Annotated in this window: 11 protein-coding genes and 1 riboswitch; of the genes, 1 reads left to right on the top strand and 10 read right to left on the bottom strand. The window is 47.7% G+C overall.

The genetic code is table 11. From position 1 onward, the window contains the following. Window positions 1-84: 84 nt before the first annotated feature. The 10 genes from EKN16_RS06370 to EKN16_RS06325 all read right to left on the bottom strand — a co-directional run bounded on the left by EKN16_RS06370 (window position 85) and on the right by EKN16_RS06325 (window position 10,601). Complete coding sequence (locus EKN16_RS06370) at window positions 85-798, bottom strand: adenosylcobinamide amidohydrolase (RefSeq protein ID WP_125654696.1); 714 nt, start codon at window positions 796-798, stop codon at window positions 85-87. A 19-nt stretch (window positions 799-817) separates the two neighbouring features. Further along, window positions 818-2,689 (bottom strand): cobyric acid synthase, encoded by a 1,872-nt coding sequence (locus EKN16_RS06365; RefSeq protein WP_125654694.1) that lies wholly within the window; start codon window positions 2,687-2,689, stop codon window positions 818-820. A gap of 34 nt (window positions 2,690-2,723) precedes the next feature. Next, window positions 2,724-3,836 carry a pyridoxal phosphate-dependent aminotransferase gene (locus EKN16_RS06360; protein ID WP_125654692.1) on the bottom strand — a complete coding sequence of 371 codons (1,113 nt, stop codon included), beginning with the start codon at window positions 3,834-3,836 and terminating at the stop codon, window positions 2,724-2,726. A gap of 330 nt (window positions 3,837-4,166) precedes the next feature. Continuing rightward, window positions 4,167-4,982 (bottom strand): adenosylcobinamide-GDP ribazoletransferase, encoded by an 816-nt coding sequence (gene cobS, locus EKN16_RS06355; RefSeq protein WP_125654690.1) that lies wholly within the window; start codon window positions 4,980-4,982, stop codon window positions 4,167-4,169. Continuing rightward, on the bottom strand, window positions 4,964-5,947 hold the full coding sequence (gene cbiB, locus EKN16_RS06350; protein ID WP_125654688.1) for an adenosylcobinamide-phosphate synthase CbiB: 984 nt from the start codon (window positions 5,945-5,947) through the stop codon (window positions 4,964-4,966). The genes cobS and cbiB overlap by 19 nt, the downstream gene beginning before the upstream one ends. Window position 5,948: 1 nt before the next feature. Next, window positions 5,949-6,626: a bifunctional adenosylcobinamide kinase/adenosylcobinamide-phosphate guanylyltransferase gene (gene cobU, locus EKN16_RS06345; RefSeq protein WP_125654686.1), complete on the bottom strand. Its 678-nt coding sequence runs from the start codon at window positions 6,624-6,626 to the stop codon at window positions 5,949-5,951. 42 nt (window positions 6,627-6,668) lie between these two features. Next, complete coding sequence (cobT, locus tag EKN16_RS06340) at window positions 6,669-7,724, bottom strand: nicotinate-nucleotide--dimethylbenzimidazole phosphoribosyltransferase (RefSeq protein ID WP_125654684.1); 1,056 nt, start codon at window positions 7,722-7,724, stop codon at window positions 6,669-6,671. A 17-nt stretch (window positions 7,725-7,741) separates the two neighbouring features. Then, a complete protein-coding gene (locus tag EKN16_RS06335) occupies window positions 7,742-8,545 on the bottom strand; it encodes an ABC transporter ATP-binding protein (protein WP_125654682.1) in 804 nt (267 codons plus the stop codon). Continuing rightward, on the bottom strand, window positions 8,542-9,579 hold the full coding sequence (locus tag EKN16_RS06330) for a FecCD family ABC transporter permease (RefSeq protein WP_125665915.1): 1,038 nt from the start codon (window positions 9,577-9,579) through the stop codon (window positions 8,542-8,544). The genes EKN16_RS06335 and EKN16_RS06330 overlap by 4 nt, the downstream gene beginning before the upstream one ends. Before the next feature lie 2 nt (window positions 9,580-9,581). Next, complete coding sequence (locus EKN16_RS06325) at window positions 9,582-10,601, bottom strand: ABC transporter substrate-binding protein (protein ID WP_125654680.1); 1,020 nt, start codon at window positions 10,599-10,601, stop codon at window positions 9,582-9,584. A 224-nt stretch (window positions 10,602-10,825) separates the two neighbouring features. Continuing rightward, a riboswitch (cobalamin riboswitch) is annotated at window positions 10,826-11,068 on the bottom strand. Window positions 11,069-11,209: 141 nt separating this feature from the next. Between EKN16_RS06325 and EKN16_RS33430 the strand changes: the two genes are divergently transcribed. Further along, window positions 11,210-11,338: a hypothetical protein gene (locus tag EKN16_RS33430; protein WP_260182754.1), complete on the top strand. Its 129-nt coding sequence runs from the start codon at window positions 11,210-11,212 to the stop codon at window positions 11,336-11,338. Window positions 11,339-11,344: the final 6 nt, after the last annotated feature.

The following is an 11,344-nucleotide window of genomic DNA, read 5'->3' as shown; positions in this document are numbered from 1 at the left end:
TACGGAAAGAAGCAGAAGTGTAAGTTTCACTCCTGCTCCTATATAAGTTCATAAGTGGAAGATCGAATGAATTAGATCAAGGGGTTAACCTTCATTCTGTGTACGCACGGACTCATGAACGGTTTCATACACCATTCGCGAGATGCCATCGCCAATCGTCGTAGCTGTGCCAGCATAAGCGTGAAGCTCGTCATAGCGATTGGACTGACTGAGTGCAATAACGATGGAATCCGTTGTCGTTCCTGTCGCAAGGCGGCCATGCATCGTTTCCATAATTCCAAGATCCTGCAAAGCTGCGGTCTTCGCCTCTGTAGCTGTTATTACCGCATTCACCATGGCAGAAGACGTCATCCTACCATCGATGAATAAGAAGGTATTAATAGTGCCTGCCTCATAGGCTGGAAAAAAAGAACGTCTTAGCCCTGCTCTTGCAGCATTCGTTGTGCCCGCCGTCGTACAGCAAAGGATTGAGAATCGATCTCCATCAGTCTCCATAATCGATGCATGCGTTAGATTGGCCGCTGTTATTAATCCTACCGAAGAGTTTAATGAATATCCTTGCTGCTCCATAATGAAGCTCAAATCCTTCACGGGATCGCTGCAGTTATAGGTTAGGGGAACCTTCCAATTAATAAAGCTATCCGCATAAACGAACCCACCGCCATAAACCGCACTGCTTAGAGCTAATACAACCTCAGGACTTCTGAGTGCAATATGATCCTCTCTAAGCTCCAGCGTGATCCCCTCACAGACGCTAGGTCGATAGAAACCATGTCCACTGCGAAAAGGCTGACTCATCCCAGTATCCCCTCCATCATTAGTCCTTTCGGCTTAAACAAGCTTGCTCACCAATTCCCATAACCTGTTTGATACGATCAATATTCACATATGTACGAACATGGTCTGCAAGTCGGCTGAAGGATTGTTCCCGCTGCTCCTGAACACGTACCCCTTCAAGCAATGGCTCGAGTCCGCGATCCATTCGGAGCCTGTTTAACCAAGCGAGTCGAAAGTCATCATTATGTAATATCCCGTGTAAAAAAGTGCCCCAGACGCGCCCATCCTCTGATGCGCAGCCCTCGGCTATATAAGAATCAAGATGCTGCTCACTTCCATCCCCATGGGCGTTCCTTTTATTTCGCAATAGCAAAGGCAATCTAGCTGCCTGGTCTGTTTGGTCTGTTTGGTCTGTTTGGTCTGTTCGGTCTGTTTGGTCTGCTTGGTCTGGCTGGTCTGCCTGGTCTGCCTGGTCAGCTTGGTCTGCTTGGTCTGCTTGGTCTGCTTGGTCTGCTTGGTCTGCTTGGTCTGCTTGGTCTGCTTGGTCTGCTTGGTCTGGCTGATCTGCTTGGTCTGACTCGTCAAACTGGTCTAGCACCCCTTCCAATACGAAAGAGGGATTACCCGCTTCATGGCCTTTCCTATCCTGCCAGCTAACCTCACCCATATGAATCTCATAGCCTTCAACGGCAAACGATCCATCGAGACCAGCAAGCTGAATCGTCCCTTCCACCCGCTCCGTTCTTTTCTCAGCGGCGAAAGTGACCTCAAAAGGGAACCAATTGAATCCCTCCGTCTCCCCTTGGTCAGATTCAGTATGCAGAGGATCAAGCAGCTTGGAGCCAAACATTTCATAGCCACCGCATATACCTGCAATATCCCCACCGCTCAGCCTATATTGTTCGAGCTTCTCAGCAAGTCCGCTCGCGCGCAGATAAAGAAGATCATCAACCGTGTTTTTACTGCCTGGAACGATGACGGCATCTGGCTTGCCCCATTGCTGTAAAGAAGTAATAAATCGCACATGGACATCCGGCTCAGAGCGCAAGGGATCAATATCGGTGAAATTGGATATATGAGGAAGTCGAAGAACGGCAATATCCAACTTCTTTGCGTTTGATTGCTCCGCCAGTGATTCAGCTGCAAGTTTCTGAATCGCAACATCAAGGGACAGTGAATCCTCATCTTCTAGGCCTAGCTCATGCAAATGAGGAACAACGCCCAATACCGGTTTCCCCGTTCTCTCTTCCAGCCAGTCCAGCCCTGATTGCAGCAGTGATACATCACCGCGGAATTTATTAATAATAAAACCGCACACACGAGCACGCTCATCCGGTTCAAGCAGCTCAAGTGTACCGACGATAGAGGCGAATACACCACCCCGGTCAATATCTGCGACAAGAATGACAGGAGCGTCAGCCCACTTTGCAGCTTTCATATTGACAATATCGCGGCTCTTCAAATTAATCTCGGCTGGGCTGCCAGCACCCTCAAGCACAACGATGTCGTACTCTTTCCGCAAATTGTCCAGTGCTTGCCTTACGATCGGCTCCGCCTTAGAGAGTACCTCTTCACGGTAGACACGAGCCGCGAAATCTCCGAGCGGCTTGCCATGGACAATAACCTGCGAGACCATATCCTTCTTCGGCTTTAATAGAATGGGATTCATATCCGTAGTCGCTAGAATTCCGCACGCATCTGCCTGCATACCCTGAGCACGTCCGATCTCTTTACCATCCCATGTTACGTAGGAGTTCAGAGACATATTTTGCGATTTAAACGGTGCAACCCGCCAACCATCCTCTGTAAAAATTCGGCATAACGCGGCGGTAATGACGCTTTTCCCAACATCTGATGCCGTTCCCTGCACCATTATCGTTCGAGCGAGCTTAAGCGGCTCTCTTTCTCTCATTCTGAACCAACCTCCGATTATTCTCTCACTGACCTCATTTAGCACCCTGAAGCAGCAGCTCTTCCAGCTCATGTAGAAGTCGGATATGATCCCCACGGAAGCGAACTGCGCTTCGGCAATAGGCCCCATTCAAACCTTTATAGCCGGATGCATCACGAAGGAGAATCCCTCTTTTGCCTAATGCTTGCTGCAGCTGTATCGACGTCCATCCGAATCGCTCTGGAATCTCAAAGAGGACATAATTGACAGAACCCTCAAAGACCGTTAGACCCATTGAGGATAGCTGCTCTGTAAACCAAGGACGTTCCGTTTGCAGCCATGTTCTCGTCTTCTCGTGATACTCCCGATCTTCCAACACCACTTCACCAATTTGCTGTGCTAGTGAATTAACACTCCATGGAATTTGCAGCTCTCCTAACGCTTGAACAAACGCTGAACCTCCTACTAGATAGCCTAGACGAATGCCTGGGATCGCATAAAATTTAGTCATCGAACGGATGACGATCAGCCGCTCGGATGAAGCTGCCTCCTCCAACAGACTCCAACGATTCTCATTCTCTACAAAATCCATGAATGCCTCGTCTACGGCAACCGTCTCACCTTCATGGAGCAGCAGCTTTACGACCTCGGGTTCAATGAGCTGACCCGTTGGATTATTCGGAGAGCCTAGGAACCATAATGTTTCACTCGCCTTTTTCCCCTCATCCCTTAGCCTGCTAAGCATCTGCAGGACAAGCTCCTCAGTCAGACGAAATTGATGATCGGCTTTAAGCTGGAGCAAGCGAACCTCACTGCCAATTTTACGGGAAGCATCCCCATATTCATTGAAGCAAGGGGCAGTGATTACCGTTACAGCTGGCTTGAGTAAACGAACGACAAGATCAATAAGCTCTGCTGCACCATTCCCTACCAGAATATTGTCTTCTTCTACGCTATGATGATTAGCCAACTTAAGCCGTAAGCCTCTCACCACTGGATCCGGATAGTGACCAATTGAATCTGCGTATCGTCTAAGCACATCGGCAACGCAGGGCGGTGGTCCAAGCGGATTCATATTGGCGCTAAAATCGAGAAAACGATCTGCTCCCATTCCGTACAGCTCCTGTGCAGTCAGCAAATCCCCACCGTGTCCGAATCGCTCCAACATGACTAAACGCCCCTTTATTTAATCTCATTAAATATATTCAAATCCCGGAATAATTATTTATTTAACCATTTATTCAAACATTTATTTAACCACATTAATTTAGACTCAACACCAAAATAAGTGCTTGATATATTTAAAGTATTGTTCGTAGAAGGCCGCTTTGCTGCCGGATCATTCTTACGATCGCTGTTGTCTCCCTATTTCCTGATTCTATCCCTTAGGGGGTAGAAATAAGGAGACAAAGGCGAACGCTATCGCTTCTTCAGAACGATTCCGTCCGCTTCGCTATGCACTTCTGGTGATGGCATGCATTGATTATGGTTTAGAACCTTAATTTAACCACATTAATTCACATAGAGTGGCGAACAATAAGGCTGATTCTATCAGTTCATTCAACGCCCCATACGTATCACCTGTTAAGCCACCAAGTTTGCGATACAACCAGTGAGAAATGATTCCCCCTATTACAAGCGTTACGCCTGCTTGTATAAGCATCAGACTCATGATTGAACTCCATGAGCTGCCAAAGGCAAGACCAACCCCAAATATCAATACTACTTGCAGCAAGGTTGCCGCTATGGCGTGACGTACACGAACTTCAGCGAACATCGATGCCATTCCCTCACCCGTTCGGGCAAAGGGCCAAATAATCATTGCCCATACAAGCCACAGCCTGCTCCAGCCGCAGGCAGCAATAATCTGCAGCGCTGCCCCGAGCCAACTCTCTCCTTCTAGCAGCGAAGCAAGAAGCGAGAATTTAAAGAGAAGCAAGATAACAGCTACAATGACGCCCATCGCTCCAACTCGGCTATCTTTCATAATCTCCAGCATCCGATCGCGTGAACGATGACTTAATACACCGTCAGCCGTATCCATTAAACCGTCCAAATGCAAGGCACCACTTAGCGCAGCCCATAGCATTAATACAATGACTGCCGATGGCATAGCCGGTAAATGGCCGAATAATAGCCAGCCTGCTGCTGCTGCAAAGCCGCCTACTATCGTTCCTACAACGGGATAGTAGATGACGCTTCGTGCTAGCACCTGGGGAACGAACGGGATCATGACTGGAATTGGAATTCGCGTAATAAGCTGAAAAGCAGCGCCAGCTGCTTGCATTTGATTCTTTAAGAAACGAACAGCCATAGAATAAATACCCCCGCTAACAACAGCATGGAAACCAAATAGAGCAGACGAACCGAAATGATAATATCTTGTGCTCTTAGCTCACGAAGCGGCCAGCCTAATCTTGCCCGTTCACTCGCAATACCAAAGTAAACATTCCGCCCTCCGAGTTCAATACCAAGCGCACCGGCCACAGCAGATTCTGGAATACCGCTGTTCGGACTCGGGTGAAGGTTGGCGAATTGAACAATCGCCTTGATCGAGCGCAGACCAGCCCGAAACCCTAAACAAAGGACTGAAGACAAAGCAAGGAGCAGCCCAGCTAGACGTGCAGGTATATAATTCAAGACATCATCGAATCTTGCTGAAGCCCAGCCAAAATAGAGATACTGTTCATTCCGATAGCCAACCATAGAATCCAGTGTATTCGCCGCTCTATAGAGCATGGCTAGTGGAGCGCCGCCTAATAAAGCAAAAACAAACGGCGAAACAAAGGCGTCTACCGTGTTCTCGGCAACGGTCTCTACCGTTGCACGTACCGTATCCTTTTCTTCCATCGTCGCTGTATCTCGGCTAACAATGTATCCCGTATACTTTCTAGCATCATCTAAATTACCTGCCATTAATGGACGATAAACAAGCATAGCCGCATCCTTGAGTCCTTTAACCGCCATTGTCGTCGAAATGTACCATGCCGTGAAGGCATAACCCAACCAAGGATGGATCCAAGCAGCAAGTATCGTGATCAGCCCTATCATTACAAATGAAAGCAGCGTTACTATGCTAGTCAAAATAACACCCTGAGCTCGAAGTTTGGACGAGGACATCTCTACCCCGTCCGGTCGAAGACGCTTCTCCAGCAATCGAATGAACTTTCCTATCCAAATTACAGGATGAGTCGGCCATTTGGGATCGCCGATAATCCAATCGATTATAATAGCGGCGGCTGTGAGCAGGAGAATCTCTGGCAAGGAGTAAAACAGCATGCTACAGCTCCTCCAACTTGAAGGCATGTGCCTTCAAGTCTAGTGGAAAGCCCGCTACGACGAGAAAAGCTTGTTCACAAATACCAGCCAGCCTTCGATTCAATCGACCTGCTTCATCCCGAAATCTTCTTCCTAGCGGATAAGCAGGAACGATGCCGCTGCCTACCTCATTCGTGACCATAATTAACGGCCCGCTATAGCTCTCTACAGCCAGGATAAAATCATCCAACACAGAAGCTAAATCGTGTTCTGTTACATGCAAAGGGTGATCGTTCTGATCATTCTGATCGTTCTGATCATTCTGATCGTTCTGATCGTTCTGATCAGTATGACCCATCACCACAGAATCCTCTATCTCTCCCTGATCCAGCTTGAGCATCCAATTCGTTAGCCAAAGCGTTAAACAATCAATCAGAACGGCTGGCCTTTCTTCACCAGCCACCGCTTCCTGTTCAAACTGCCGTAATAACGCGGCAATCTCATAGGGCTCTTCCACCGTTTGCCACCTGTACGCGGATAAACCACGTGCCTGCTTATGACGCTCAATTCGCTCTGTCATCTCATTGTCCCAGCTCTGCGATGTTGCGATATAAACCCCATTTGAGCTCAATTTCATCGCATAACGTTCGGCAAAATCGCTTTTGCCGCTTCGGGCCCCGCCTGTAACTAAAATCGCCATATCTACTTTTGCCCCCTAACGCTTAACGTTATGAACACTCCCTTACTCCCGGGATACACCAGCACTTTCAAAGGTAGCCATCTCTCGCATAATAAGAAGAGCAGCATCTATGAAATGGAAGCCGAGCACAGCTCCAGTCCCTTCCCCAAGCCTCATATCCAAATGAATCATTGGCGAAAGTCCTATAGTAGATAACAGCTTACGATGTCCTTGTTCATGGGATAGATGAGAGCCAATCATATAAGGTACACTTTGAGGCGCAATAACGGAAGCAACTAAGGCTGCCGCGGAGGAGATGAATCCATCGATGACAACGGGACAACGATTCACAGCGGCACCAAGAATAACACCCACCAAGCCAGCGATTTCAAGTCCGCCAACCTTTGCAAGGGCATCAACCGCATCGGTTGAGCTTGGTTGATTCAAGGCAATGGCGCGATTCACCACATCCACTTTATGCTCCCTACGCTGCTGCGCGATACCTGTACCAAGACCGACAGCTTCATCAGCCGACATACCGCCAAGCACGGTGCATAGCGCAGCACTCGCCGTCGTGTTGCCAATTCCCATCTCTCCGGTCGCGAACATCCGGTAGCCCTTAGCAACTAGCTCAGCCACGACTTCAACCCCTGCCACGATAGCAGAGATCGCCTCTTTACGTGACATTGCTGCTTCACGCGCCATATTAGCTGTCCCTTTACGCACCTTACGATCAATCAACAGAGCATGCTCAAGATCTGCATTTACTCCCATATCTACGCAAAACACTTCAGCACCCGCCTGTCTAGCGAGCACATTAACAGCTGCCCCCCCTGATAGGAAGTTCATCACCATCTGCGGTGTTACCTCAGCAGGGAAAGCACTTATTCCTTCCTCACAAACCCCATGATCACCCGCCATCACTATGACAGCTCGCTTCGATAAGTCAGCTGCTACTTCACCTGTAATTCCAGCAAGCTGGCGGGCAATATCTTCGAGCTTGCCTAAGCTGCCCGGCGGCTTGGTCAAACTATCCAGCCGATGAGTCGCCTCCTCAGCAGCTTGCTCGTTAATCGGTTTTATTGCGTTAATTAGGTCTTCTAATACTTGTTCATTCATTTCCCTCTACTTCCTCTCTATATCCCATATTCTTGTTGTGCCGAAGGCTGTGATGGATGCAGCAGCAGCTGGGGAACTCCTGTTTCTGGATGAGTCAGTATGATGGTTCTAGCACCAAATACTCGTTCAATTAACTGAGGTTCTATAATGTCTACTGCAGATGCGAACGCTTCAATATGGCCTTCATGGAGCACAAGCAGTTTATCGCAGTAATGAGCGGCCAAATTGAGATCATGCAGTACAGCAACAACGGTCATCTTTCGCTCGCGCTGCCAGCCCTTCACGATGTCAAGAAGTTGAACCTGGAAGCCAATATCTAGGAAGGTTGTCGGTTCATCAAGAAGCAGCAGTCTTGGCTCTTGTACCATGACTTTAGCCAAGGCAACACGCTGCCTTTCCCCCCCACTAAGCTGATCCATTCTTCGCTCCTGCAGTTCCGTCAAACCCATCGCTTGAAGTGCCTCATCAATAATAGAAGATTGATCTGCCTTCTCTTCACCCATCCAGTTTTGAAAGGGATACCGTCCCATAGCTACAACTTCACGCACCGTAAATCCGACTGAGCCGAGTCCTCCCTGCTGAAGCACGGCAACCCACTTTGCTACTTCCTTTCGGTTATAGCTGCTTGCCACCCGTCCTTCAAGTAGCACCTCTCCACTCGTTGGCTTATCGACTCCGGATAAGAGATGTAACAGCGTAGACTTGCCTACGCCATTTGGTCCAATAATCCCATACATGCTGCCTGGTTCCAATATAAACGATAGATCATTCAAGATCGGATTTCCGTTTATCTCTTTCACCAAGCCTCGTACCTCGATCATGACGAGCCTCCTTGCAGCACCTTGCGCCTATAGAGCAAATATGCGAAAAATGGTGCACCGATTAATGCTGTAACCACACCGAGTGAAATTTCCTTTGGGCTCAACATGGTTCTTGCAAGCGTATCGGCCCATAGTAAGTAAATGCCTCCTCCAATCGCAGATAACGGAATAATAATCCGATAATCCGGCCCTACCAATAGCCGAAGCAAATGAGGCACGACTAATCCAACAAAGCCGACGACTCCAGCAATCGAGACTGCTACAGCGGTTAGAAGTGTTGAGGTTATAAGTACGAGCAGCTTCGTCCGTTCCACATTAATTCCCATTTGAGCCGCATGCCGTTCTCCAAAGACAAATAGATTCAAAGGCTGACCATAGCGGATGAGCACTGGAAAACCAACTAGAAGGAAAGGCAATATCAGCTTCACATGCTCCCAGCTGCGAGCGCTCAAGCTGCCCATTAACCAGAACATTATTTCGTTCACAACACCTTGCGATAAGGAAACCATGAAAGAAACGATTGCTCCTAGAAACGCTTGCACAATAACACCAGATAGAATAAGTGTCTCTACATTCATCGAACCTCTTGCCCTGGAAAGTGTAAAAACAATAAGAAGCGTAATTATACCCGTAATAAAAGCAACGAGCGGCACCGACCAGATGCCAATGACCGTCTGAAATCCAAATACGATTAGAAAAGCTGCACCGACCGAGCAGCCTGAAGCCACACCAAGCGTAAAAGGATCAGCAAGCGGGTTGCGCAGGACACCTTGAAAACCAGCGCCTGCAAGGGATAGACAAGCACCAACAAGTATGGCTAGCAGAACACGTGAAAGTCTTAATTGGGTCACAATAGCGATGTCTCCTGCATCCCATTTGCTAACACCTCCATCCATCCAAGGAAGCTGATGAACAAGAATTCCCCACACATCACGCAACGGTAAACCAGCCGAACCGATCGATAAACTAACGACTATAGATGCGAGAAGGAGGAGCATAGCTGCTCCTCCGTAAGTGTACAGTTTTATTTTCATCATTACTTAATAAGATCAGGATGAAGTTTTTTGGCTACTTCCAGTAAACCGTCTGCAAGACGGGGACCTACGCGAACAAGCGGGTCCTGATCAACCTCGAATAGCTTCTTGTCCGAAATGGCTTTAATCGTTTTCCAGCCTGGTCTGCTCTCGATTGCGGCAAGAATGGGATTCTTCTCGCCTTCTTTGACCGTCATCGATGCATAGATGATGAAGTCTGGATTAGCTTTCAAGACTGCTTCTGGATCAATCTCATACCAATCGGGCTTAGTGGCGATGTTTGTCCCGCCAGCTAGCGTAATCAATTCATCAAGAAATTGGCCTTTTCCAACTGTCCAGCCCGGCGAGAACTCCAGGTAAACCGTAGGCTTCGGTGCATCTTTCAGCGTATCCGTTACCTGCGTAAGTACTTCTTGCATATGCTTCGTTACTTCAGCTGCTTTATCGTTGTGGTCAAGGATAGCACCGATTTGAGTGATTTTCTCGATTACAGCGTTGTACGTCTTCGGATCTGTTGCATAAACGTTTAATTTCAATGAGCGCAATTTGTCAATAACGGGCTTGTTCATGCTTGAGGAAGCTAGTACAAGATCAGGCTTCAAGGAAACAATCTTCTCAATATTCGCTTCCATTCCACCGATTTTCTCTTTGGATGCCACTTCTGAAGGATAATTGGAATTGTCATCCACACCAACGACCTGTTCGCCAGCACCAAGTGAATAAACAATCTCGGTTTCACTAGGAAGCAGGGTTACGATTTTTTGAGGCGCTTGAGCAAAAGTAAGCTCTGTATTCGTCGCATCCTTGACTGTTAAAGGGTAGACGGTTGCTTTCGCTGCTTCTTTTGTATCGTTCGGTGTAGCTGCATCACCTGTGTTCGTTATTGTTCCGGCATTCGTATTTTTTGTGTCTCCATCGCTTCCTGTTCCTTTGTTTCCGCAAGCTGCTGTGATAAGCAGCATAGCTGTAAAGACGACCATCATGGATAATTTCAACCATTTGTACATGTTGCTTGATTTCATTTTTCTAGCTCCTTTGTTCATTATTATCAGGCTCTGCCCAATTGTTTCTCTTCTACTAATTGCTTCTCTATGAAAGCAACAAAAAAAGCATCTCCGACAAAAGTGTCAGAAATGCTTAAGGTTCGAAGAACAGCAGTTCCCTACGCGCAACAGTCCATTGCGAGGGATCCGTGTCCGAATTCGTATCTTAGCCAATCTCTAACACTTCCCTAAATCCTCGTAGGTAGCGTTTAACAAAACAGGCAGGTATCCTGACTTGGAGCAACCGCATTGATCATCTTCCCGAGCGTTCCGTACGCCCAGTGACCTTTTAATCCATGCGTTCGTCAATCCGCAATGCCCAGCTTTATCAAAGCTCGTATTTGCGTACTGACACTCCTTACAGTGGCGGGTCCGTGCCGGTGTTTCACCGGTCTTCCCTATTAAGCCGTAGCATCTGCTAAGGCACCTGTTTCAAACTACTATGTGATTATTGCATGTGTAACTATAACACTCTGTTTTAAAGTTGTCTACACTAAACAGCCTTCATAACGGGGTCTTTTGTCGAGCCTTGCCGCATAATTCTAAAAGTATAAGATTACTACGTGAGAAAATAGGAGGCTAAACGAATGAGTGAAAAGGAAAAACCGCCAGTAAACAATTCCTCTGCTTTATGGGCCGCAGCAGCGGTCTTAGCGATCATCCGTGCGAAGACAAGTAACCCAGCAGAAGACATACTAGACGATTTGGAGGAATAAGACCCC

The sequence above is a fragment of the Paenibacillus baekrokdamisoli genome (genome assembly GCF_003945345.1).
Classification (GTDB): Bacteria; Bacillota; Bacilli; order Paenibacillales; family Paenibacillaceae; genus Paenibacillus_Z; species Paenibacillus_Z baekrokdamisoli.
This window is presented reverse-complemented; position numbering and strand designations above follow the sequence as displayed.

What these genes read in the sequence shown, in the direction of transcription:
- cobU (WP_125654686.1), bottom strand. Translation starts at nt 6,626, where the DNA reads ATGGCGATTTTAGTTACAGGCGGGGCCCGAAGCGGCAAAAGCGATTTT.
- cobT (WP_125654684.1), bottom strand. Translation starts at nt 7,724, where the DNA reads ATGAATGAACAAGTATTAGAAGACCTAATTAACGCAATAAAACCGATT.
- EKN16_RS06325 (WP_125654680.1), bottom strand. Translation starts at nt 10,601, where the DNA reads ATGAAATCAAGCAACATGTACAAATGGTTGAAATTATCCATGATGGTC.
- EKN16_RS06365 (WP_125654694.1), bottom strand. Translation starts at nt 2,689, where the DNA reads ATGAGAGAAAGAGAGCCGCTTAAGCTCGCTCGAACGATAATGGTGCAG.
- EKN16_RS06360 (WP_125654692.1), bottom strand. Translation starts at nt 3,836, where the DNA reads ATGTTGGAGCGATTCGGACACGGTGGGGATTTGCTGACTGCACAGGAG.
- EKN16_RS06370 (WP_125654696.1), bottom strand. Translation starts at nt 798, where the DNA reads ATGAGTCAGCCTTTTCGCAGTGGACATGGTTTCTATCGACCTAGCGTC.
- EKN16_RS06335 (WP_125654682.1), bottom strand. Translation starts at nt 8,545, where the DNA reads ATGATCGAGGTACGAGGCTTGGTGAAAGAGATAAACGGAAATCCGATC.
- cbiB (WP_125654688.1), bottom strand. Translation starts at nt 5,947, where the DNA reads ATGCTGTTTTACTCCTTGCCAGAGATTCTCCTGCTCACAGCCGCCGCT.
- cobS (WP_125654690.1), bottom strand. Translation starts at nt 4,982, where the DNA reads ATGGCTGTTCGTTTCTTAAAGAATCAAATGCAAGCAGCTGGCGCTGCT.
- EKN16_RS33430 (WP_260182754.1), top strand. Translation starts at nt 11,210, where the DNA reads ATGAGTGAAAAGGAAAAACCGCCAGTAAACAATTCCTCTGCTTTATGG.
- EKN16_RS06330 (WP_125665915.1), bottom strand. Translation starts at nt 9,579, where the DNA reads ATGAAAATAAAACTGTACACTTACGGAGGAGCAGCTATGCTCCTCCTT.